18 protein-coding genes are annotated in these 24,666 nt (G+C 51.2%); 14 read left to right on the top strand and 4 right to left on the bottom strand.

Annotated elements, in window-relative coordinates; translation table 11 throughout:
* Positions 1-11 precede the first annotated feature (11 nt).
* From GSF01_RS02800 to GSF01_RS02790, 3 genes are all read left to right on the top strand, one after another.
* The gene (locus GSF01_RS02800) at positions 12-1,364 is read left to right on the top strand and encodes an ABC transporter substrate-binding protein (RefSeq protein WP_159881500.1); all 1,353 of its coding nucleotides are present in this window, start codon (positions 12-14) and stop codon (positions 1,362-1,364) included.
* 89 nt (positions 1,365-1,453) lie between these two features.
* Positions 1,454-3,256 carry a cache domain-containing sensor histidine kinase gene (locus GSF01_RS02795; protein WP_159881499.1) on the top strand — a complete coding sequence of 601 codons (1,803 nt, stop codon included), beginning with the start codon at positions 1,454-1,456 and terminating at the stop codon, positions 3,254-3,256.
* Positions 3,249-4,883, top strand: coding sequence for a response regulator transcription factor (locus GSF01_RS02790; RefSeq protein WP_159881498.1), 1,635 nt, complete (start codon positions 3,249-3,251; stop codon positions 4,881-4,883). Before GSF01_RS02795 ends, GSF01_RS02790 begins: the two co-directional genes overlap by 8 nt.
* A gap of 142 nt (positions 4,884-5,025) precedes the next feature.
* Here GSF01_RS02790 and GSF01_RS02785 read toward each other — a convergent pair whose 3' ends face one another.
* Together GSF01_RS02785 and GSF01_RS02780 are read right to left on the bottom strand one after the other, a co-directional pair.
* Positions 5,026-5,232 (bottom strand): helix-turn-helix transcriptional regulator, encoded by a 207-nt coding sequence (locus GSF01_RS02785; RefSeq protein WP_159881497.1) that lies wholly within the window; start codon positions 5,230-5,232, stop codon positions 5,026-5,028.
* Positions 5,225-5,680, bottom strand: a complete 456-nt coding sequence (locus tag GSF01_RS02780; RefSeq protein WP_159881496.1) for a hypothetical protein — start codon at positions 5,678-5,680, stop codon at positions 5,225-5,227. The genes GSF01_RS02785 and GSF01_RS02780 overlap by 8 nt, the downstream gene beginning before the upstream one ends.
* Before the next feature lie 406 nt (positions 5,681-6,086).
* Here GSF01_RS02780 and GSF01_RS02775 point away from each other — a divergent pair, with 406 nt between their 5' ends.
* The 3 genes from GSF01_RS02775 (at position 6,087) to GSF01_RS02765 (ending at position 9,206) form a co-directional block, all read left to right on the top strand.
* The gene (locus GSF01_RS02775; RefSeq protein WP_159881626.1) at positions 6,087-7,418 is read left to right on the top strand and encodes an ABC transporter substrate-binding protein; all 1,332 of its coding nucleotides are present in this window, start codon (positions 6,087-6,089) and stop codon (positions 7,416-7,418) included.
* A 73-nt stretch (positions 7,419-7,491) separates the two neighbouring features.
* Positions 7,492-8,373: a carbohydrate ABC transporter permease gene (locus GSF01_RS02770; RefSeq protein ID WP_159881495.1), complete on the top strand. Its 882-nt coding sequence runs from the start codon at positions 7,492-7,494 to the stop codon at positions 8,371-8,373.
* Positions 8,370-9,206: a carbohydrate ABC transporter permease gene (locus tag GSF01_RS02765; RefSeq protein WP_159881494.1), complete on the top strand. Its 837-nt coding sequence runs from the start codon at positions 8,370-8,372 to the stop codon at positions 9,204-9,206. The genes GSF01_RS02770 and GSF01_RS02765 overlap by 4 nt, the downstream gene beginning before the upstream one ends.
* 47 nt (positions 9,207-9,253) lie before the next feature.
* Here the strand turns inward: GSF01_RS02765 and GSF01_RS02760 are convergent, their stop codons facing one another.
* Together GSF01_RS02760 and GSF01_RS02755 are read right to left on the bottom strand one after the other, a co-directional pair.
* Positions 9,254-10,828: a response regulator gene (locus GSF01_RS02760; RefSeq protein WP_159881493.1), complete on the bottom strand. Its 1,575-nt coding sequence runs from the start codon at positions 10,826-10,828 to the stop codon at positions 9,254-9,256.
* 9 nt (positions 10,829-10,837) lie between these two features.
* Positions 10,838-12,631: a sensor histidine kinase gene (locus tag GSF01_RS02755; RefSeq protein WP_159881492.1), complete on the bottom strand. Its 1,794-nt coding sequence runs from the start codon at positions 12,629-12,631 to the stop codon at positions 10,838-10,840.
* A gap of 176 nt (positions 12,632-12,807) precedes the next feature.
* Between GSF01_RS02755 and GSF01_RS02750 the strand changes: the two genes are divergently transcribed.
* From GSF01_RS02750 to GSF01_RS02715, 8 genes are all read left to right on the top strand, one after another.
* On the top strand, positions 12,808-15,507 hold the full coding sequence (locus GSF01_RS02750; RefSeq protein ID WP_159881491.1) for an alpha-L-rhamnosidase: 2,700 nt from the start codon (positions 12,808-12,810) through the stop codon (positions 15,505-15,507).
* 40 nt (positions 15,508-15,547) lie between these two features.
* On the top strand, positions 15,548-17,119 hold the full coding sequence (locus GSF01_RS02745; protein WP_159881490.1) for an alpha-L-rhamnosidase-related protein: 1,572 nt from the start codon (positions 15,548-15,550) through the stop codon (positions 17,117-17,119).
* Between the two features lie 75 nt (positions 17,120-17,194).
* The gene (locus tag GSF01_RS02740) at positions 17,195-17,776 is read left to right on the top strand and encodes a Crp/Fnr family transcriptional regulator (RefSeq protein ID WP_159881489.1); all 582 of its coding nucleotides are present in this window, start codon (positions 17,195-17,197) and stop codon (positions 17,774-17,776) included.
* Between the two features lie 61 nt (positions 17,777-17,837).
* Positions 17,838-18,578: an SDR family oxidoreductase gene (locus GSF01_RS02735; protein ID WP_159881488.1), complete on the top strand. Its 741-nt coding sequence runs from the start codon at positions 17,838-17,840 to the stop codon at positions 18,576-18,578.
* Between the two features lie 97 nt (positions 18,579-18,675).
* Entirely contained in the window at positions 18,676-21,336 is a 2,661-nt protein-coding gene (locus GSF01_RS02730) for a LuxR C-terminal-related transcriptional regulator (protein ID WP_159881487.1), read from the top strand.
* Between the two features lie 111 nt (positions 21,337-21,447).
* Positions 21,448-22,374, top strand: coding sequence for an NAD(P)-dependent alcohol dehydrogenase (locus tag GSF01_RS02725; RefSeq protein ID WP_159881486.1), 927 nt, complete (start codon positions 21,448-21,450; stop codon positions 22,372-22,374).
* A 171-nt stretch (positions 22,375-22,545) separates the two neighbouring features.
* Positions 22,546-23,883, top strand: a complete 1,338-nt coding sequence (locus GSF01_RS02720) for a gluconate:H+ symporter (RefSeq protein ID WP_159881485.1) — start codon at positions 22,546-22,548, stop codon at positions 23,881-23,883.
* 107 nt (positions 23,884-23,990) lie between these two features.
* On the top strand, positions 23,991-24,443 hold the full coding sequence (locus GSF01_RS02715; RefSeq protein ID WP_159881484.1) for a VOC family protein: 453 nt from the start codon (positions 23,991-23,993) through the stop codon (positions 24,441-24,443).
* Positions 24,444-24,666 lie beyond the last annotated feature (223 nt).

The raw sequence follows: 24,666 nt of genomic DNA, 5'->3' as shown, positions 1-24,666 counted from the left end.
AGGGAAAACGAATGAATAAACTAAGATGGTCTTCCTTCGTAAGTCTCGTATTGGCCGTATCCGTTGCGGCAGGCTGCTCGCAAGAACCGGCTCCAAGCTCCGGCACGCCGTCCGCTGACGGAGGCGCAGAAGGCAAGCCGGTCAAAATCAAGTTCCATGCCGACGGCATATCCTTTAAGAAAGAGGACCTGGATCCGATCATTGCGAAGTTCCAAGAGAAAAATCCGGGCATTCAGGTTGAATTCGTGCCCTTGAATGAAGCCAGCGCTGCGGACAATGTGAAAAAAATCGATCTGCTCTCCGCCTCGGGAGAACAGCTGGACGCCATTCTTCTTCCGGATGACCGCAGCTACGCCCAGCGTGCAGCGAACGGCTTGCTTGAGCCGCTCAACGAGCTCATGAAGAAGGAAGGCCTCAACTATGGCGATACGTACAAAATCGATACCTCGATCGATAACAACTACTACGGCTTCCCGGGAACATTCCGTCAATGGTTCGTCATCCTGAACAAAGCTCATCTGGACGAAGCGAATCTTCCGGTTCCGAAGGAATGGACCTGGGATGAGTATCTGGAGTATGCCAAAAAGCTGACGAAGGGCGAGGGCGCCACCAAGCGCTACGGCACTTACTTCCATAACTGGGTGGACTACTTCATGCTTGGCCTGTGGAATCAGCCGGAGAAAAACGACTTGGTGCTTGCGGACCACACCGTGAATGTGGACAATCCCGGAGTGAAGAAATCGCTCCAGATCCGTCATCAAGCTGAGCTGATCGATAAGTCGGCAACGCCATATGCCGATATTATTTCCCAGAAGCTGACCTATCGTCCGCTTTACTTCAATCAACAAGCCAGCATGATGCCGATCGGATCCTGGATGATCGGCGAAGTCGGCGGCGGCAGCGAATTTACGGCCAGCTTCAAGACGGTATTCGCCCCGATGCCTAAAAACAAGAAGGAGGATCCGAACGGATATTCCATCATGTCTGCGAACTATGTAGGGGTCGTTTCTACCTCCAAGCACAAGGAAGAGGCTTACAAGTTCCTGCGCTTCTTCACGACGGAGGGCATTCCGATGATGAAGAAATATTTATCCTCATGGAAGAAAGAAGATACAGCGGCCGCGTTGGATGCTTTGATCAATTCCTCCAAAAACCCGGAGATGGTCGACAAGGAGTCCCTGCTCGAAACCTTGAATAACTCTAAGTCCATAACCAGACAGATGCCGGTATCCTACACGGAAGAGATCAACAAGGCCTACTCGGCGGAGTTCGAGCTGATGCTGCTGGGCAAGCAGGATGTGGATACTGCCCAGGCCAACTCCCTTGAGAAAATCAAGAAGATCGTATCTGCAAACAAAAAATAGCATGAGCCTATATGGCGATGGTAAAGTATAAGTGAGGGGAGCAGGCTGCTGCTCCCCGCTTATATCATGACGACAGCGAGGGATAGACGATGAAGCTCACAACCATCCTGAGACAATTATCCCTGCGGCAGAAGCTGATTATCTCCTCCGTCGTTTGCCTGCTGCTGCCGGCAGCCATCACCTTAAGCATCACCAATCGGAACGCCGAGGCGATCATTCAGCGCCATGCCACGGATAACGCATTAGGCACTCAAGAGGTCATGGGGCGATACATCATCAATACGGTCAATCAGATGCTGTATGTGTCCAACTATGTTCAGTTCGACAGCGAGATCCAATCGGCCATTACCCAGCGCTGGAATGAAACCCGGCTTGGAGGCGAGGATCGCTTTGTGGAGCATTTCCTCAGTGCCAAGAACATAACGGAGAAGCTCGAGAATATCACCTTTCCTGACGGGAAGACGCATATTACGATTCTTCTCGCAGATGGCATCAGTTTCACCAACTATTCTCACCTGGAATATAATCCCGCAGGGTTCTTCCAGGAGCCGTGGTTTGCCAGACTGACTCAGCTGCCTTCCTTCGCTACGTATTGGATTGGTACGCATCCTTCGTATCTGGCCAAGGACCGGGAAAAGGGTCAATACTTCATCACCATCGCCAAGACGATGAAGAGCTTCTCATCCGAGCCCTTCGGATACCTGATCGTCAGCCTGAGCGAGGAGGAGATCAGCAACATTTTTGTGAATCAGTCGCTGAATCAGGAGCATATGCTGCTTGACTCCAGTGGGATGATCCTATCGCATGCCGATTCGCAGAAGATTGGGAAGCGCTTTACTCATAACGGGGAGCTCCACGGCGAGGAAGGCTCAAGCTTGATCACCGTAGATAAGGAAGACTATCTGCTCTTGCATCGCAAGCTGCCCTATTCCGACTGGCGGCTGGTCAGTATGGTGCCTTACCGTGAGGCGGTTTCCCAGATCAACGCCGTGCAGGGAACCAATTATTTCCTCCAAGCGTTTTTTTTCGTGCTGTTTCTGCTCATCCTGGTGACCCTCGTTCGTCAATTCACGAAGCCCATTTATCGGCTGGGGAGAGTTGTGTCACGGGTAGAGGACGGCAACCTACAGATTCGGACGGGAATTCGAGGCGGCGACGAGATCAGCCGGCTCGGCCAGTCCTTCGACCGGATGCTGGATCGCATCGAGGAGATGCTGCATCAGGTTACCTGGGAGCAGACCCGCAAGCGTAAAGCGGAGCTTGCGATGCTGCAGGCCCAGATTAATCCTCATTTCTTGTTCAACGTCTTGAATTCGATCCGAATGAGGATCAAGCTCAAAGGGGATGACGAGAACGCCGGACTGATCAGCTCCCTGTCGTCCTTGCTTCGAATGACGATCAATCGCAATAATGAATTTGTACCCTTGCACGAGGAAGTGGAGACGGTCGTCCATTATTTTCACCTGATGAACTTTCGGCTCAGCGAGCCCCTCGCACTCCGGACTGAGATCGCCTCGAGTGTGGCTCTTACCGAAATTCCGAGGTTTATCCTGCAGCCGGTGCTCGAAAATTCCATCATTCACGGGTTTCGGGATGCGCCGGGAACCGTGTCCATCACAGCATGGGGGAAGAGAGACCTGCTGGTCATCGAGGTTAGCGATACGGGGCGCGGGATGGATGAGGAGGAGCTAATGCAGCTCGAGCGCAAGCTTGGGGAGCAGGAGGGGGAGAAAAGCAAGGAAACCCTCTCCGGCATCGGCTTAAACAACGTCCTGGAGCGGCTAAGATTGATCTATGGGGAAACCTTTCATTACCGAATTGAGAGCCATGTGGGAGAAGGAACTTCCATTACGCTGCACATTCCGTTAAAAGGGGGGGAGAGACATGCTTAACATCATGCTGGTGGACGACGATTTTCCGGTGCTTGAATTTTTGCGTCAGGCGGTGCCCTGGGCGTCGCTCGACATGAAGGTACAGGGCGTATATCAGAACGGGATGCGGGCGATGGAAGCGGCCAAGGCATCACCTCCCGATATCTTGATTACGGACATCGGCATGCCGCATATGAACGGACTGGAGCTCATAGAGAAGATGAGAGAGTTCTGTCCTCAGCTTAAGGTAGCCATCCTCTCCTGTCACAATGACTTTTCTTATGCTCAACAGGCAATCAAGCTGCAGGTGGATGATTACCTGCTGAAAGAGACCATGGAGGCCGAGCATATCGTGAAAATGCTTCGAAGCCTTTCGGAGCAGCTGAAGGAAGTGCGTACCGAGAAACATAAGGTAGAGCAGCTGCAAAAGCTTACCAAGTGGAGCGGGTCAGCGATCATGACCCGGCTTCTCCGTACGCTGCTGTACCATCCCTTGATTTTTACGGAGCAGCTGACCGAGCAGGCAGCCGAGCTTGGGATTCACTTGGATACGTATGCTTATCTGCCCGTCGTGGGGTTCATCGATCGGTTCAAGGAGACGCAGAAGCGATTTGTCTCGGAGGATAACCTGATGTTCGCCGTAGAAAACTTGGCAACAGAGCTGACTGGCGGCCCGTCGGCCTCCGTGATTTTCCGCCCGTCGCCCGATCGTTTGCTGCTGCTGTTTCCTATAGTCCCCGGCAAGCTTCACCCCAGCGGTATAGCCGAGGTGGAAGAGACACTGCGGAATATTCAGAAGTCGCTGCTTAGGTATCTCCGGGTAGGTACCACCTTCCTGATCGGAGAGCAGGGACAGGACGTCCGGTCCCTCCGGGGCCGAATCATCGAGCTCATGGAGGGGGCGGAGGATGCCAGGTTCTATACAGGGCATGGCGTGCTTACGAAATTCCGCCCCCTCCCCTATTCGGCAGCCGATCTGTTCGCTCACTATGCTTCTGCGCAGGAGCAGCTAAAGCAGGTGGTGCTGGATCAGGCAGGGGAGCGCGTGGAACCGGTCACCCGGTACTGGACGGAGATGATCACAGCGGACAGATATCCGCCTGGCATTGTGAAGGAATGGTTCCTGCAGATGATGCTCGACTTGCAGCTGAAGTTCAAGTCGCTGCAAAATTTTGAGACGGATTATTCCATGGAGGTTCTTCATCAAACGATTCTTGAGGCGGAGACGGTAGGGCAGCTCCGGGAAATGGTGAGTACGCTGCTGCATCGATCGTTTCCGGTGATGGAGCACATCTATAAGCAGCCGCAGCGCAGGGATATTGCGGAAGCGCAGAGGTATGTGCTTCGCGCCCTAAACCGCCGGGTAACCCAGGAGGAGGTAGCGGAATTTCTCCACCTGAACCCCAGCTATTTCAGCAGGCTGTTCAAGCGGGAGACCGGCGAGAATTTCGTCGAATTCGCCACTCGTACGAAGATGGAGAAGGCCAAGGAGCTAATCGATAGGACGGACTGCACCGTAGAAGAGCTTGCCGAGCAGCTGGGGTATGACAATAAAAGCTATTTCTTAAAATGCTTCAAGAGCTACACAGGGATGACGCCAAGCGAATACGCGGGCAAGGTGCAGCGAGCCAAGCCCCGAAGCACCTGACTAGACATGAAGAGGGGAGGCGGATCTATGCGCACACGAACATTCGGCATTTTCGGCTGCCAGCATGCGCATATCGGCATCAGGTCGGGATGCTGCTGACGGAGCGTTCCTCGGTGCCCCCTCAAAGGCTTCCAGTCCGACTTTATTTCAGAATAAACAGTTCCTCGACGGGAAGACCAAAAACTCTTGCCATCTTAATGGCTAACACTGTACTCGGTATGAACTTGCCATTTTCAATCGTGTTGATTGTCTTTCTGGTAACACCAATCAATTCTGCTAACTGTTCTTGCGTCAAATTCATCTTGGCTCGTTGCACCTTTATAGTATTTTCCAGCACATCTTCACTCATCGTCGAGAACCTCATCTTTCTCAAGGATCAAGTAACTGACTAGGGGAGAAATGACGGCAATGACGAGCAGCAGGTGTAAAACAAGCTGGATATTTAATGTAACAAACAAGCTGAGCGCAAATAGAATCCCAACCAGCCCCAGAATAACCCAAAAGCCGATCGTAAAGCTCTTAAGCCGAATCATTTGAACATACTCATTATTTAATGAAATGGCCAATGGGCGCTTCTTTTGCATGAGAAATGATAACAGGACAATTCTCATGAGGTAATACGCCCAGACAATCCCGCCAATAACAGAAATAATGGCAGTGAAGCCTGTGATTAATTTGCCGGTGTCTAGATGTAAATACCGGATCAAATAGGTCAGCTGCCATATGGCAAAACCAATCAGGCTTCTTTGAATGAATGTTGTCCTGTTCTTTTCCAACTGTGTGATTTCCGATGCCAAATGAATCTCCTCCTCAATAATGTAACCTATACTACCCATAATATCACCTTAGTGTTACATGATCAAGATATATTTCAAGCATTGCTAGACGCCACCAACATGCTGATAAACCCGAGCGTAGTAGCATAGCCTAGCACTCAAGAAGGAGCTACCTCAAGGTCATAAATGACCCGAGAATAGCTCCTTTGATTTTGAATCAAACTATAGAAACTTGCTCTGTCGTTGAACCTGGAGCTGAAGACTCTGCTGAAAGTCCTTCTTGACCTAAAAATAGTGCACTCTGATTACTAAAGCAAATATACCCATGAACAGGTTATGATAGAAATGTGCACAGGAACGTCGATGGCCATGTAAAAAACAACAGGAAAAGAAAACTCGGATGTGGGGGTTGGTCGAATTGAAAAAAATGAAAACGGTTTTTACAACTGTCGCAGCAGCAACATCTTGTCTGGTCCTGCTCAGCGCATGCGGTAGTGCGGGTTCAACCGAAAATGCGGGTACCGGTGGTGGCGCAGCTTCCAATGCCAACGGACAGAATGTAACCTTAACGATGATTGTGTCCGGCAACAAAGCGGCTAATGGCCAGGACTTTGAACTGGATGTATTGCCGAAGCTCGTCAATCAAAAATTCCCGAACATTAAGCTGGAGGTTCAAAAGCTGCCGGATGACCAATATACAACATCCATCAAAACTAAACTCGCTGCCGGCGAAGGCCCGGATATTTTCCGAGTTTGGCCGAGAATGGCAAACGCAGCCAGCGTTGTCGATCTTGCGAAGGCGGGTTATCTGGAGGACTTGTCGGATCTGCCTTTCATGAATAACATCAATCCCGGGGCCAAGGAAGATATGTCCAGCCAGGGAAAAGTGTACGGAATAGCAAAAGGGATCGATATGCTCGGTACTTATTACAATAAGGATTTGTTTGCCAAAGCGGGGATTGCCGACCTTCCTAAGGATTGGGACTCCTTCCTCGAAGCTTGTCAAAAGCTAAAGGATGCCGGGATTACCCCGATCGTGATGGGCGATAAAGATCCATGGTGGATTCAATTCGGCGTCTATCAGATTGCGGCCAATACGGTTTATTCGGAAGAGAAGGATTTTGATACAAAGCTCCAGGCGGGAACTCAAAAATTGACGGATCCCAGATGGGTCAAAGCCATCTCCATGTATAAGGAGCTCTATACCAAAGGCTATATTGCGAAAAACACGTTAGGACTCGGCGGTCCGCAGGCTACGCAAATGTTCAACGATGGCAAGGCTGCGATGGTATTTGACGGTACATGGGATTACCCGACGCTGACGGCTAAGGGCGCAGTAGACTTTGAGCGCGGCTTCTTCCCGCTTCCGGGCAACGAGAAGGGAAAACCGACTTGGCAGGCGGTTGCTACGGCGGCAGGCTGGGCGGTGAACGCAAAATCCAAAAATACCGATGCGGTGAAGCAGGTATTAAACTATTGGTTTGACGACAAATCCGATCTGTTCCAGGAATGGGTCAAATTAAATCCTTCGATCAGCTCGTTCAATGGGGTGCCGCTTGACATAGAGTTGATCAAACCGGCCTACGAACAATATCAAAAGGACGGAAATTCCATTTATTTTGCGAACCAAATGTGGCCAAGCGGCGTGGATACGGCCTTAATGACTAAATTTGCTGAAAGCATCGGCGGCAGAAACACCACGCCGGAGGATGTAACGAAGGCGATGCAGGATAAATTTAACGAGCTTTGGAAGCCATAAGGGATGCAGGTTACAGGGGGACGGAAGGCTCTGTCCCCTCCTTTAATTAGATGCAGGAAAGGAAAGTACACCCATGAACTCAGCGGTAATGAAAAGAACGATGTATCTGTTCGTGCTGCCGGCCTTACTAATGTATGTCGTATTCTGGATTTTCCCCATACTGAAGCTATTTCAATACAGTGTATCGGATTATAACGGCTTTGTGCAAAATTTCAACTATATCGGTTTTGACAACTACACTCAACTGTTGAAGGAAGATATTGTAGGCTCCTCTATTGCCAATACCTTGATCTACACGCTGGTTTATGTTGTCTTTTGCAATCTGATCGCCTTAGGTCTAGCTTTCCTCTTAAACATGAAAATTCGAGCCACCGGCCTTTATCGTACAGCAGCCTATATTCCTACTTTGTTTAGCGCCATTGTTGTCGGCTTTATCTGGAGTTACGTCTATATGCCCGATAGCGGACTGCTCGCCACGGCCATGAGCTGGTTCGGCTTCAATGGCGAGGATCTGAATCTGCTCGGAAGCTATAATACAGCGTTGTACGCCATATCCACGGTAGAAGTTTGGAAGCATATCGGGACGAGCACGATTATTTTCCTGGCAGGCTTGCAGACGGTGCCTGTGGACATGATCGAGGCAGGGAAAATCGATGGCGCCAGCACTTGGCAGGTTACACGGTTTATCAAAATTCCCATGCTTGCAACTGCCATCACGATTAATGTAACGCTCAGCGTGATTAACGGACTCAAAGCCTTCGACTATCCGTTTATTATGACCAATGGCGGCCCGGGACGGGCAACAAGCACGCTGCTGGTAGATATATTCCGCATCGCGTTCAAGGAGCAGCAATTCGGGAAAGGGTCGGCGCTTGCGGTCATTGCGTTTGCTATGATCATTGTGATTACGACGTTTTTTGTACTTAAACTGAATAAAAGGGAGGTGTCGGCATGAGTGCCGCAACATTGACCAAGAAGACCCTGATTCATGCCGGTATTTCCTTGATCCTTCTGCTTAACCTGCTGCCTCTTCTCATTGCTTTATCCAGTTCCTTTCGTTCGATAAGCAATATGTCGAACCCACTGAAGATGTTTTCTGAATTTACCTTGGAAAGCTATAAAGCCGCCTTTACGAAAATGCAATTCACACAGGCGCTTACTAATAGCTTGGTCCTGACCGTCACTTCCGTCATCGTCATTGTCGTCTTCACGGCGATGGCCGCTTATCCGATCGCGCGGATTAACAACCGGTTTAGCAAATTTCTGTACATTTTCTTTTTATCCGGATTGGTCGTTCCAAGTCAAATGGTGATCATACCCATCGTCCAAACGCTGAAGGGGCTTCATATTCCAAACTCTCCCTACACGCCGATTCTCATGTTTATCACTTGTAGTATCCCGTTTGCCTCTTTCCTATATACCGGCTTCATTAAAAGCAGCATCCCGATCGAGGTGGAGGAGTCGGCGCTGATCGATGGAGCGGGGTTATTCCGCCGATTTTGGCAAATTGTATTTCCGCTTCTGCTGCCTGTGACGACATCCGTAATCATTACACAGGGCGTATGGATTTGGAACGATTACTTTTTTAACATGATTTTCATTTCCAAAGCTGCACATTCTCCACTGCCTCTGGCGATGCTAGGGTTCATGGGCGACCAGACGAATCCTACGGCATGGAACGTTCTCTTTGCTGCATGCTTCCTGTGCGCGCTTCCCCTGCTCGTTATCTTCGCTTTTCTTCAGAAGTTTTTTATTGGCGGGATGACCGTGGGCTCGGTGAAGGGCTAAGAGGGGTTTGATAGGAAAACAAGAAACAGGCCGTCATCAACGGCCTGTTATTTTGTATTCAATCGGCTTACCGAGGTTGTTCTGTATTCCTCAGGCGTGAAGCCCGTTGCTTTCTTGAAAACCCGGAAGAAATATTTCGTATTCTCGTATCCAAGCGATTTTGCAATCTTATATACCTTTTCATCCGTCGTTTGAAGAAGTGTTTTTGCCTGATCGATTCGAACCTTGTTGACGAAATCAATAAAATTGATGCCTGTTTTCTCCTTGAACAAATAGCTGCAGTAGCTCGGATTAATAAAGAACAGAGAGGAGATTTTATCCAACGTCAGCTCTTTATGATAATGCTTCTGAATGTATAATTTAATATTATCGATGAGCGAGCCTGAACGATAGACGCCTTGCTCACTGAGCATTTCGCCGATGCCCGGCAATACCTGAAGCAAGTAAGCCTTGATCGTCTCTACGTCATAGGAGCCCGACAAAACGTCATCGAAGCTGGAGGATGAGGAGTGTTCTCCCAGTGCTTCAAAATGGCTTTGCAGCATGTTTTTTACTTGCTGGATCAGACCCCGGCACGTGTTTTTGATCTCCCATACCGTAGCTGTAGGGATGGTGTTGAAATAGTCAAAGAGCTCCGAAGTGAGCTCCGTTACCTTGGAAACATGGCCGGATTCTAAGAAAAACAAGAGCTCGTCCATATGCTTCCAAGGTAGGATTGCAGACTCCGGCTCCAGTTTCTCCCCCTTGTAAGTATTGATCTTGTGACTGACGGCTATGCTGCGGCCATCGAGGGCGATGATGGTTTCCTGGTAGGCTTCTTCTAGCTGCATGAGAGAGGCCTTGACTCTGCTAACGCCGATGACGGCGTCCCCGGCAAGCTGCTTGTCCAGTTGACGGCTGATGAGCTCAGCCGTTTGGACACCCGCACGATGGAGATCTGCGCCATCGTCAGCAAGGAATAATACAAGGAATCCCATATGGACGTTCTGCAAATGCGGAATAAATATACAATTTTCCGGAAGCCTAGGCACGGGCTCCAGGGCAGCCGTTGAGTAGATCGTCAATAAGATAAAACGTTCGGCCTGTGCCAATAACTTCAGCTTGCCCGACCGCAGGCTAAGGGCTTTTTCTTTATGATGATTGCCCAGGAACAAATTATACAAGGCTTGAAGGTCGGCGCTATAGCTGATTTCTTCCATTTCCAGCTCCGTGTTTTCCAGCTTTTGCTGGACGGACCGCTCCGCTTCGATGAGATGGATCGCTTTCTCCAACGTATCGTGAATTTCTTCCCGGTTGAACGGCTTGAGCAAGTAGCCCACAACCTTGGCTGAGATCGCTTCCTTCATATATTCGAAATCCGAATAGCCGCTGATGACAATGACCTTTTTATCCGGATAATCATTCTGAAGCAGACGTAAGAAGGATTTCCCATCCATTTCGGGCATTCGCATATCCGTTAATATAATATCGGGATCGACCTTATGGATCAGCTCAAGCCCATCCCGTCCATTGTCCGCTTCGCCAACAAACTGAAGCTTGTCTTTGAGCGGAGAGGTTTGAATTTTTTTGAGCATCCCTCGTCTAATCAGCGCTTCGTCATCCACAATGATAAATCTATACATAGCACACCTCTATATCAATTTAGGAACGCAGATTCGGATCGTGGTCCCTACCTCACTTTGGCTATCCAGAGTTAATCCGTATTCTTCTCCATAATACAAAGCTATTCGGGAATGGACATTTTTCAGTCCGATGCTTCGCTTATTTCTTTGTCCCAGTTCATTGAAAACCGGCGGCTCCCGCAGCGCGCTTTGAATGTCCTCAAGCTGATCCGGACTCATGCCGATGCCGTTATCTGTAATTTCGAACAAGATGTTGCCGCTGGACTCATACCCCTTGATCGTAATGAGGCCTTTCTTGCTGCTTCTCTCAAGACCATGGTAAATGGCATTCTCAATGATCGGCTGAAGAATAAGCTTCAGTATGCGCATCCGTGCTAATCCTTCATCAATTTCATACCGGAACTGAAGCTTGTCCTCATACCGGATTTTCTGAATAGTCAAGAAGTTAGTCACGTGATTCATCTCTTCCTCCAGGGCTACAAGCTCACTTTCGGTTTTGATGCTGTACCTGAACATATCGCCGAGCGCCTTTGTCATGATCGCAATGCTTTCCACTTCTTCAATTTCGGCAATGCTGTTAATGGATTCTAACGTATTATACAAAAAGTGCGAATTGATTTGGGCCTCCAGCGCTTTCATTTGCGAGTCCAGCGTTATCAGCTTGTTTTGATAGCTCTCTTTAATATAATCGTCGATATCGCGGATCATATTATTATACTCGGTGTACAAAATCCCGATTTCATCCTGCCGCTCCAGCTGCTTTTTCGTGGTTACCAGATGTTGAGACTTATTTTTACGCATGATCCTGCTTAATTCAATAATCGGCTTTGTAATGAGGCCGGATAAAAAGACGGACAACAGGATAAAGATCGCCGCACATACGGACGAAATGTAAATAATCAGCTTCTCCGAAACCCCATACTGCTTATATAGCTCGTTGATCGAGATCGAGGCCACAATACGCCAATCATTGTCCGGGAACGGCTTAACGACCGTAAGGACCCCGTTCTGCAGATCTTCTAGGGTCTCATTGGGGCTGCTATGGATCATCTGGAGCAGAGAATCGGGCAGTTGGCTTCCGATCTGGTTCTTGAGGTTATCGTACAGGATTTTCCCTTTTCCATTCACAATATACATATTCGTCATGTTCGGAACGATATCCCGATCCAGCCCATTGAAGATGTCCAGGCCGCAATCCAGCATCAAGACGCCGAGCAGCTTGCGAGTATTCGTGTCATAGAGCGCTCTCGAAAACGTGATGGAAGGCTTCGCGTTAATGATAAAGGGCTTGATATCGGCGTCGCTGACATACAACCCGCCATTGCGCTGAAGTGTTTTCTGATACCATTCATCCTCAAAAGGCTTGTAGTCTACCCTAAGGTCGGTTCCCATACCGTAGCTGATTGAGTTGCCATCCGGCAGAAAAATATAGATGCCGTTCAGGTAGCTGTTGCTAAGGATCAGATTGTTGAAAAAGAACAGCATGTTGTTTCTGGCCAGAAATAAGTCGTACATGTCCACGTCTTGTTTTTGAATGAGTTGGTTCAACTGGTCTGCAACCGTCGTCGACCCGGCTTGGGTGGAAAACTGCTGAAAGGTTAACGTAATTCGGTCAATATTTTGATAGATGTTATCTATTTTTTCAATCGAGTTGCTGATCGTATTGGAGGATACAAGGGATATTTGGTTGTTGACAAGGCTCGTATAGCTGCTATAGGAGCTGAGTGTGACAATCACGACAGGGATGACGGAAATGGCCAAAAATACAATGAAAAGCTTGGTCCTGATGTTTCGGAAAATCATAGATGTCCTCCTGAAAATGCAGAAAATCTAAAGAAAGTATACCATAGTTAGGCTCGGAATTCATCCTGGCAACTTTTGTTGACCCAAAGATAATGCACCCCAAACACTAAAGAAATTGCACTTGTTATGAAGCTACAATAAAGAGGATACTAGCAGACCATCTGGGGGGAGAAACAATGACGGGCCTACAAGTAGAGGGGTTAACCTGTGAATACCGCAAGCTATGGCTTGGTACGGACGTTAGAAGACCGAGATTCGGATGGAGAATCAGCTCTGACCAGAGAGCGACCTGTCAAGAAAGCTATCAGATTCAGGCGGCAGGGCCTGAGGGGGACTTTCGCTCACCCGTTTGGGATAGCGGCCGGGTTCAGTCGGATCAGTCCATTCAGGTGGAGTATGGCGGGCCGGAGCCTTCATCCTTAACACGCTATTATTATCGGGTGAAGGTTTGGGATACCTTCGGCCGGGAGAGCGAGTGGAGCGAGCCGGCTTGGTGGGAGACAGCATTATTGGCCCCGGAGGAATGGATAGCCCAATGGATTACGCCCGATTCGGCGAGCCTGGACCCGCACGCCAAGCCTGTCTTTATGCTGCGCAAGTCCTTCGAGGCGGGGAAGCCTATTCGGTCGGCACGCATCTACGCAACGGCGGCGGGAGTATATGAGATTTATTTGAACGGCAGCCGCGTCAGTGACGAACTGCTCGCGCCCGGATGGACCAGCTATACCCATAGGCACCAGTATCAAACCTATGACGTCACCTCTCAGCTTCAAAGCGGCGCCAATGGCATGGGGGTTCTGGTAGGGGACGGGTGGTACAAAGGCGAGCTGACCTGGCTGAATAAAAGAAATATTTACGGAGACCGGCGTGCCGTATTGCTTCAGCTGCATATTCGATACGCCGATGGTACGGAAGAGTGGATCGGCTCCGACCCGACGTGGAAAGCCTCGACCGGTCCGATTCTGCTATCGGAATTTTACGCTGGCGAGATTTATGACGCGCGCCTTGAGCAGCAGGGCTGGAGCGAAGCCGGCTTCGACGATTCGTCGTGGTTCGGTACCGAACGGGTGGAGCTTCCTGTGTCTCAGCTGGTGGCGCAGGAAAATTCGCCGACAAGGGTGACTCAGACCCTGAGGCCGCTCGGCTTGCTTCGCACGCCTGCCGGGGAGACCGTGCTGGATATGGGACAAAATCTGGTCGGGCGCATGCGAATCAAATTAAATGTGCCCGAGGGCACGAGGATTCGTCTGCAGCATGCGGAGGTGCTGGATAAAGAGGGGAATTTCTATACAGGAAACCTTCGCACGGCCAAGCAAACGGTCGAATATATCGCCAAGGGGAAGCCCAACGAGGTCTATACGCCTCACTTTACCTTTCAAGGCTTCCGGTATGTGAAGATGGAAGGGTTTCCGGGACAGGAATCGAATATACCGCTGGGTTCCTTCATGGCTGAGGTGATGCATTCCGACATGGAGCCTGTCGGCGAATTCGAATGCTCTCATCCCATGGTGAATCGGCTTCACCAAAATATCGTATGGGGGCAGCGCGGCAACTTCCTCGATGTTCCTACAGATTGCCCGCAGCGCGATGAGCGCCTCGGCTGGACAGGGGATGCGCAGGTCTTCATCAGGACGGCCGCCTTCAATTATCACGTTGGACCGTTCTTCACGAAGTGGCTGCGAGACCTGAAGGCGGATCAGAGGGAGACAGGCAGCGTACCGTTTGTCATTCCGAATGCGCTGGAGAATTACATCTCCACGATGTGGGGCGATGAAACCTATACCTCTTCCGCGTGGGGAGATGCGGCTACCGTTTGTCCATGGACGATGTATCTGTGCTACGGCGATGCCCGTTTGCTAGCCGAGCAGTTTGAGAGCATGAAGTCCTGGGTAGAATTCATCCGGACGCAAGGCGATGACCCTCATTTGTGGAATACGGGCTTTCACTTTGGCGATTGGCTCGCGCTCGACGCCCATGAGGGCAGCTACTTCGGTGCGACTCCTGGGGAATTGGTCGCTACCGCCTACTACGCGCTGTCCACGCGAATTCTGCGCGATGCCGCTATCGTGCTTGGTAAAGAGGACGAGGCTAAGCGTTATACCGAGCTATTAACCGGTATTATCACGGCATTCCGGCAGACATTCGTTACGCCGTCCGGGCATATGGCCTATGCTACGCAAACGGCTAATATTCTCCCGCTCATGTTTGACTTGGTGGAGGGAGAGGTTCGCAAGCAGGTGGCGCATGATCTGAATGAGCTGGTGATAAGTAATGATTTTCACCTGGACACCGGGTTTGTGGGCACGCCCTACCTGTGCCTGACTCTCTCGGCAAACGGATATCACGAAACAGCCGTAAAGCTGCTGATGCAGGAGACATTCCCGTCTTGGCTGTACTCGATCAGCAAGGGAGCGACCACGATCTGGGAACACTGGGACGGCATTAAGCCGGACGGGTCGTTCTGGAGCGACAATATGAACTCTTATAATCACTATGCTTACGGGGCCATTGGGGATTGGATGTACCGATATGTGGCCGGCCTGGGCATGGATGAAGCTTCCCCTGCTTACAAGAAGATTCGGATTCATCCTCATTTATCAGGAGAACTGACCTATGCTCGGGCTTCCTTGAGCTCTCCTTATGGACAGATTGTTTCCGGCTGGAGCGAGGACGGAGATCAGGTCAAGATCGAGGCTGTCATCCCGGCGAATACGACAGCCGACATTGTTCTGCAGGATGCGGTGTTGGCTGAGGTGAGAGAGGGCGGAAGAGAACTGGCAGACTTACCGTGGATTCATTCGGCGACTCAATCCGAAGAAGGAGTGCGAATCGTAGCGGGCTCGGGTGACTATTGCTTTACCTACACAAAGAGATGATCGTGTCGATCCTCTGGAAGAACGGAAGGGGGCTTTGCTCATGAGTATGAACGTAAGCGGAGGAGAAGTTAGGATCAACCAACAGATGGTGGATTATGCGGAGCAGCTGATTCCTGCGTTATATCAGGAAAAGGTTTATCCGAAGCATCAGATCGAGGTGATCCAAGATGAGCGGGCGTTTCAAGGCTGGAAGACAAACGTCCTGGAAGGCTTCGACAGCCTGCAAGAGAAGACCTTCGGCAAAGGAGACAGCTTTATCCTTGATTTCGGAGATCATCAGGTCGGTTATGTGTCGATTTCCATCAAGAGTGTCGGAAGTCCGCCCGACGCGCCTCTAGGCATCAAATTCATTTTTGGCGAGATGCCTTGCGAGGTTGCCGAGCCCTTCGAAGCCTACAACGGTTGGCTGAGCAGCTCCTGGCTGCAGGAAGAAACCAGGTATGTGGATGTACTCCCAGCTGAGCTACATCTGCCAAGACGCTACAGCTTCCGTTATATGAAGGTCATCATCCTGGATACTTCGCGCAAGTATACTGTAGCCTTTTCCGATATCCATTGCACAGCCGTTACTTCCGCCGATGTGAACCGGCTCACGCCTCTCCCGGAGGGGCTTCCGGAGGATTTGCAGAGGATGGATAGGATCAGTGTCAGAACGCTTCAGAATTGTATGCAGACCGTATTTGAAGACGGACCAAAGCGGGATCGGAGGCTTTGGATCGGCGATCTGAGACTTCAGGCGCTGGCGAACTACTACACCTTTCACCATCATGATCTTGTCAAACGAGGCCTTTATCTCTTCGGAGGGATGACTCTGAATGAAGGCCAAGTAGGAGCTTGCTTATTTGAAAAGCCGTCTCCTCATGTGGATGACACGCTTTTATATGATTACTCGCTGTTTTTTACAGCGACTTTGTCTGATTATTACGAAGCTACCCAGGACATGGAGACGCTCAGGGCGTTATGGCCCGTTGCTTGGGAGCAGCTGATGATCGCGTTGCGCCGGCTGGATGAACGACATATCGTTCGAGATGACCCCAGCTGGTGGTGCTTTATCGATTGGCAGGAAGGTCTGAACAAACAGGCGTCGGCCCAAGCGATCCTTCTTTATAGCTTGAAAAAAGGAATACGGCTCGCACAAGCTCTGCAGTTGTCCATGGAGACGGAGCTTCTGGAGTCGCAGGTTCAATCGGTCGCGGAAGCAGCCAGAAAGCATCTATGGGATTCGTCCAAGGGCTACTTTGTAAGCGGAGAGGATGCTCAAGTATCCTGGGCCTCTCAAATCTGGATGATACTTGCTGGAGTGTGGGATCAGACGGAGAATGTTAAGCTGCTGGAGCGGCTGTTCGCGGATCGGACCGCGGTCTCCCTTTCAACTCCCTACATGTATCATCATCTCATTGAAGCCTTGATGGAGAACGGAATGAAAGATAAAGCTATCGAGCAAATGCGCTATTTCTGGGGCGGTATGATGGAAGACGGAGCAGATTGCTTCTGGGAGCTCTATAACCCGGAAGACAAGTCATTTTCGCCTTACGGAAGCAATCTGATTAACAGTTATTGCCATGCGTGGAGCTGTACGCCGACCTACTTTATTAGGAAATATATGGTATAAACAGTATCGGGACCCGGTGAAGCATTTGCAAGCGTGCAGAAGGAAATAGAGGCGCTGTGGCGAAATCTACCATCTATGGAGAAGATATGGGACAGCCTTTATGTGGAAATGATGAAGAGAGTGCAGATTCCGCCCGAGGAGTGGGAATATTTCAGGGCATTGACGTCTCGTCGAGCGATAGCGAAAGGCAGCCATTTCATCCAAGCGGGAGAAGAGGCGGATTCGATCGGCTTTTGTGTCGGGGGTCTGTTCCGGCTCTATTACACCACGCCCGACGGAGTTGAATTTAATAAAAGCTTCTGCACGAAGAACGATTTCGTTACCTCCTACAGCTCTTTGCTGCAGGAGGTGCCTTCGTATTTCTCGATCCAGGCGCTCGCTGACAGTGAGCTTATCGCCTTCCGTTATCGAGAGCTTCAAGCGTTGTACGACCGGCACGTCTGCTGGGAGAGACTGGGACGAATCATCGCCGAGCACATGTTCATGAACAAGGAAACGCGCGAGCGGGAGCTGCTGCTGCTCTCTGCGGAAGACCGATACCGGCTGTTCCAGCAGCGCTTCGGACATCTCTCGCATCTGATTCCGCAATATCATATTGCCTCTTATCTTGGCATTACGGCCGTCGCATTAAGTAGAATTCGCCGAAGATTAACCTAGGTTAAGGAAAGTTCCCCCCATCCTGTTCTACACTAAAGTGAGGAATAGGGGGGATTTTTTTATGAGAACTTCAGGTCATACCGCATTAATTACAGGCGGCGCTTCGGGGATTGGTCTGGCTTTGACAGAACGGTTCCTACAAAATGGGAACAAAGTCATTGTCGTAGGCCGCAATGAGAGTAAGCTTATTGAGCTGAGGGCGCGCTATCCGGAGGTTGCTATTATGGCATGCGACTTAAGCCAGGACGATGAAGTAGATTGGCTTGTCAAGCGGCTGTATGAAGAATATCCAGGGCTGAGTGTGCTGGTTAATAATGCAGGGATTCAGTACAACTACGCCTTCATGGAAATGGACGCTGCGGGGGGATATGACCGGATTGCGAGCGAGATCTCCGTCAATCTGGTCGCGCCGGTGCAGCTTACTGCGAGATTGTTGCCCCTGCTCGCTCGCCAAGAGCAAGCGGCCGTCATTAATGTATCATCCGGGTTAGGGCTCGTGCCGAAGAAGTCAGCACCCGTCTATTGCGGGACGAAGGCCGGCTTGCATCTTTTTACCAAGGCGCTCCGCTATCAACTGGAAGGGACGGGCATCCGGGTGTTCGAGGTTATTCCTCCGATCGTGGATACGGATATGACGCTGGGAAGAGGTAGGGGGAAAATATCTCCTGAAGTGCTGGCTGATCAGTTCTGGACCTCCTATCGCCACGACCGGCTGGAGGTTGCCATCGGTAAAGTTAAGCTGTTAAAGTGGGTCAACCGGCTTGCTCCTTCGTTGGCCGAGGCTTTGCTGAAAAACAGTTAACTTAAGAAGGCAAAGCGCATTCCTCTGTCGAACCTATTCATATTCGCATCCTGCCGTCGCATGGACGGCATAGAACGGGGGGAATGATGTCTATACCATGATATCCACGAAACTATGTATTCCCCCGCCACGGCCGAACGTTGTCTACCGCTCTCGCCTAGTCGAGCGGTTGAACGAGGGGATGCAGCAGTGTAAGCTGACCCTGGTCTCCGCACCCCCAGGCTATGGCAAAACGACGCTCGTCAGCGAATGGCTCGCCGGTTGCTCGCGACCAGCTGCCTGGCTGTCTCTGGATGAAGGGGATAACGACCCTGCCACCTTTCTGACCTATCTCTTCACGGCTTTGCAGACGGTCGCGCCGAATACCGGGAAAGGCGCGGCAGGGATGCTCCAGTCTCCTCAGCCGCCGCCTCTCGAAGCGTTGCTAACGGCTCTGCTTCATGAAATCACGGCTATCCCGGACCCTTTCGTTCTCGTTCTCGACGATCATCACCTGATTAAATCCGAGGCGATAGACCAAGCCATCGCCTTGCTGCTTGAGTGGATGCCGCCGCAGATGCATCTGGTTATCGCCACCCGCGAAGAGCCTCGTCTTCCATTGGCACGATTGCGTGTCAGAAACCAATTGTGTGAAGTCCGAGCCTCGGACCTGCGGTTCTCCTCCGCCGAAACGGCTGAATTTCTTGGACGGGTAATGGGACTTTCGCTTTCATCGGAAAACATCCTGCTGCTTGAAGCGCGTACGGAGGGCTGGATTGCCGGCTTGCAATTAGCCGCGCTTTCTTTGCAGAGACATCTCGATCCGGACAGCTTCATCCAATCCTTCACCGGCAGCCACCGCTTCGTGCTGGACTATCTGGTCGAAGAGGTGCTGAAGCAGCAGCCGGCAAGCATCCAGACCTACTTGCTGCGAACATCCATTCTTGACCGGCTATGCGGTTCTCTTTGTGACGCCGTTCTTGGCGGAGAAGATGAGGAGCGTCCCTTTGTTTCCGGGCAGGACACCTTGGACTATCTGGAGCAGGCCAATCTGTTTATAGTCCCCTTGGACCATGAGAGGCGCTGGTACCGCTATCATCATCTTTTTGCTGATTTGCTGCGGCATCGGCTGCAACGAATCGCCGCCTCGGCCCTTGAGGATGAGCATAGGACTGTGGATCTCCTGCATATTCGGGCCAGCGAATGGTATGAAAGCCATGGCCTGGATCGTGAAGCCTTCTACCATGCGGCGGCTGCCCGGGATCTGGATCGCGCGGCCAGACTGGTTGAGGGGAAAGGAATGCCCTTGATTTTTCGCGGGGCGGTGACCCCCGTGCTGAACTGGCTGGATTCGATGCCAAGCCACGAGTTGGATGCAAGACCGATGTTAGGGGTCATGTATGCTTCGGGCTTGCTGATGACAGGTCGGCTCGGGGAGGTGGAGCCTAAGCTGCAAGCGGTCGACAAGTCGCTGCAAGGTACGGAGCACGAAGAGAGGACGCGGGATTTACTCGGCCATGTGGCCTCGATACGCGCCATGCTGGCTGTCAGCCGGCATCAGACCGAAGCGATTATCGCCGAGTCGACCCGCGCTCTGGACTTGCTGCACCCGGATAATCTGCCGGTCCGCACAGCCGCGGCCTGGACGCTCGGCTATGCGCGTCAGCTCCAAGGGGATTATGCCGCGGCAGGCAAGGCTTATACGGAAGCGCTGGCGATCAGCCGGAAGATCGGGCATACCATCATTACGATCATGGCTTCCTTGGGCCTCGCTCATATTCAGAAAGCTGAAAACCAGCTTCAACTGGCTGCCGACACCTATCTCGATGTGCTGAGGCTGGCAGGCGATCCGCAGCTGCCGATCGCCTGCGAGGCGCACTTAGGATTAGCCCAGATCTATTATGAATGGAATGATCTGGACTCTGCCAGGCAGCATGGACGACGGAGCGTCGAACTGGCGAAGCAGATAGAGCCAACGGACAGGGTCGTTGCCGGCGAGGTGCTTCTTGCCAGGCTGAAGCTGTCGGAAGGCGAAGTGAGCGCTGCAGCCGCTAGGCTAGCTGAAGCAGATCATGTGGCTCGGCAGCACCATTATGTGAACCAACTGCCCCCTATTGCCGAGGCTCGCGTCCTCACGCTGCTTCGCCAGGACAATCTGGATGCAGCCGCCAAGCTCGCACAGAAGCATGAGCTTCCGCTTAGTCAGGCTCGAGTGTATCTGGCGCAAGGAAATGCGCCCGGGGCACTGGCACTGCTGGAGTCCTTGCCGAGGCAGGCGGAGGCCGAAGCCGAGGATCTCAAGGCTGATCAGCTCGGTGAATTGGTTCTACGGGCGGTCGCCCGGCATGCGAACGGGGAAACGTCGGAAGCGGTACAGCTGCTGGCAGACGCTCTAGCCAGGGCCGAGCCTGGCGGCTTTATTCGGCTATTTGTCGACGAGGGCCTCTTGATGTACAGCCTGCTTGGTGAGGCCGCAGCCTGTGGGATCATGCCGGAGTATGTGGGGAAGCTTCTGGCTGTATGCGAAGCCGAGATGCGGGTAGCCCAACCGAACCTGCTACGGCCTCAGCCTTCCAAGGCTCTTATCGAGCCGCTTAGCATCAGGGAGCTGGAGGTTCTTCGCCTGATTGCTCAGGGTCTTTCCAATCGCGAGATTAGCGAGCGGCTATTCCTCGCGCTCAGTACGGTCAAAGGACATAACGGCCTAATCTTCGAGAAGCTGCAGGTTTCGCGCCGAACTGAAGCCGTGGCGCGCGCCCGTGAACTGGGTCTGTTATAAGCCGTATCCTCCCGGCCTGCGGCATACAGGCTTGGAACCCTACTTAAGTAGCTAGATGTCTGTGCGGTGCTGCAGATATACTAAGTGCAAATTGACGTTTGGAGGAAACTCATGAAAGCGATCGTCTGCACAGCATATGGGCCGCCCGATGTTCTTCGACTGGCAAAGGTAGAGCAGCCAACCCCCAAAGATCATGAAATTTTGGTCAAGGTTCATGCGACAACCGTATCGGCCGGGGATGTACGAGTTCGAAGCTTCAATAGTCCTCTCTTATTCTGGCTGCCGATGCGCATTGTCCTGGGCTTCACCAAGCCAAGAAAGCCTGTTCTTGGAGTGGAGCTCGCAGGTGAAGTGGTAGGAACCGGGGCTAAGGTGAAGCGATTCAACAAAGGCGATCAGGTGTATGCCTTAACGGGAATGGGCTTCGGCGCTTATGCCGAGTACGCCTGCATGCGTGAAGACGGAGTGGTCGGCATCAAACCGGCCAATGCGACCTATGAGGAAGCCGCAGCTATTCCATTTGGGGGAACCTCGGCCTTGTACTTTCTAAGGAAAGGAAAGATTCGCCAAGGACAGAAGGTGCTTATCTATGGGGCTTCCGGTGCGGTAGGCTCCTCTGCGGTCCAGCTTGCCAAGTACTTTGGGGCTGAAGTGACCGGTGTCTGCAGCACCTCGAATGTGGAATTGGTGAAATCCCTGGGAGCCGACAAGGTGATCGATTACACAAAAGAGGACTTTGCAGCAAGCGGAGAGCTTTACGATATCGTTTTTGATGCGGTGGGGAAAAGTACGAAATCGCATGGCAAGAAAGCGTTAGTCCCGAACGGACAATACGTGACCGTCGACGGACAAGGGATAGCCAAGGAGCGCAGCGAGGATTTGGAGCTCCTTAAAGCGCTTTTTGAATCCGGTCAGCTCAGATCGGTCATCGATAGACGTTATCCGCTGGAGCATGTCCCTGAAGCCCACCGATATGTCGAGAAGGGGCACAAGAAAGGGAATGTGGTCATTACAGTGGACCAAGATCGCCCCAAATAGCCCCGAATAGCCGTAACTTTAGTCAAAGAATCGTTTTGTTCCTTACAAGGGACAGGACGATTTTTTTGTGATCCGTGTCAGACCCTATCCGCGGCTCCATCCGTCAGAGATGCAGCTGAATAACGTAGAGAATTATTGGCATAATACGGTATTAAAGGGGATGACGCGAGTATGAACGGGATCGTAAATGCTTTACCGATCATCTGGGTAGCCGTAGGAGTAGGCTTGCTTTTATTTCTGACCATGAAATTGAAGCTTAATAGTTTCATCTCACTCTTACTTGTTTCTATTTTTGTAGGGGTTGCGAGCGGGTTAGCTTTGCCGGATCTCCTCGGCTCCATCAAGTCGGGGGTTGGCGGGACACTGGGGAGCTTAGCGCTTATAATCGGCTTGGGAGCGATACTTGGCAAATTAATGGTGGACTCCGGGGCGGCACAGCGAATAGCAACCACATTATTGAACAAATTCGGAGTGAAAAATGTTCAATGGGCCCTTTTGATCGTCGGGACGATCTTTGGTATTTCCGTTTTCTACGAAGTAGCTTTTATTATACTGGCTCCTCTTGTCATTAGTATCGCGATAGAAGCGAAGATCCCGTATATGCGACTGGGGATAACGATGGTAGCGGCAGCGACCATGGCGCATAGTCTGTTCCCGCCGCAGCCCGGCCCGACTGCGCTTGTCGAAGCATACGGCGCTGATATGGGGATGGTGTACCTCCTAGGGATTGTCGTTCTGATCCCATCGATCATAGGTGCTGGAATCATTCTGCCGAAGCTGCTCCGTAACCTTGATCACCCGGTGCCGCCGTTAATGGAGAAGCCCAAGGAATTTAAAGATAGTGAAATGCCCGGATTTACGGTAAGTATGCTAATCCCGTTACTTCCGGCCCTCATCATTATGAGCTCGACCATTCTCAAGTTCTTCATCCCGGCAGGAACCGAGGCGGAGCAGGTCATTACCTTCTTCGGCAGCGCGGAGATCAGTATGCTTATCGCTGTTTTGATTGCGATCTTTGTATTCGGGATTCGCGCAGGCCGCAGCATGCCCGAGGTTATGGATTCGTTCTCCGAAGCGATTAAGGGAATCTCTATGATCATTTTCATTGTGGCATCGGGGGGCGCGTTCAAGCAGGTCATCCTGGACTCGGGGGTGGGAACCTACATCGCCGATCTGATGCAAAATACGAAGGTATCCCCGCTCATCATGGCTTGGTTTATTACGGCCATGATCCGAATCGCAACAGGAACAGGTGTCGTGTCGGCCGTCACGGCAGCCGGCATCGTAGGGCCGCTTATTACGACCTTCGACGTGAATCCGACCTTAATGGTACTGGCCACAGCGGCAGGCAGCAACACTATAACCCATCTAAATGACGCATCTTTTTGGCTGTTCAAAGAATACTTTAACTTGAGTATCAAAGATACGTTTAAAACATGGGGGCTCCTTCTGTTAGTGAATTCACTGATTGGTCTTGGGGTCGTGCTTCTCCTGAGCTTGTTTATTTAGGACTCGTGGATGAATCGTAACCGCAATTCGGAAGAAACGAAGGCTGAGTTTGTATGATATGATTTGCTCAACTGAGGTACCCTCAAGATGAAAAGGAGCGAATAGGCATGCAAAAAATCAGCCCCTTCCTATGGTTCAATGACCAAGCCGAAGAAGCCATGAATTTTTACGTCTCCGTATTTAACGATTCCAAGATCAAGAGTGTTAACCGAGGTCCTCATGGAGCCGTCGTGTCCGGAACCTTTCAGCTCGAGGGTCAGGAATTTATGGCCTTGAACGGAGGTCCGCATTTTACTTTCTCTCCGGCCATCTCCTTATTTGTCAACTGTGAGACGCAGCAGGAAGTAGACGAGCTGTGGGAGAAGCTGTCCGCAGGGGGAGAGAAGCAAAGATGCGGTTGGCTGTCGGACAAGTACGGAGTTTCGTGGCAAATTATCCCGAGGACTTTAGGCGAGCTGCTGCAGGATAAGGACCCTGAGAAGTCGGGAAGGGTCATGCAGGCTATGCTTCAGATGGATAAGATCGACATTGCCAAGCTGAAACAGGCTTATGAAGGATAAGTGAAACACGAGAACGGCAGGAGTGCGGAGTAGATCCGTGCTATTGCCGTTTTTTTGATTGCGGATGTCGCGCTGTTTATATAGTTAGAAAACCCTTCCTTTAATAACATTTACTATACTGGGTTTATTTGGGTGTGATATGATAGGTTCAGAATTTCCCCGCATGACATCTCACCATTACAACCTGCCTTCTATCGGACCCGACGACCCCTAAACCGACCAT

This window comes from Paenibacillus puerhi (assembly GCF_009846885.1).
In the GTDB taxonomy this organism is placed as follows: domain Bacteria; phylum Bacillota; class Bacilli; order Paenibacillales; family NBRC-103111; genus Paenibacillus_G; species Paenibacillus_G puerhi.
This window is presented reverse-complemented; position numbering and strand designations above follow the sequence as displayed.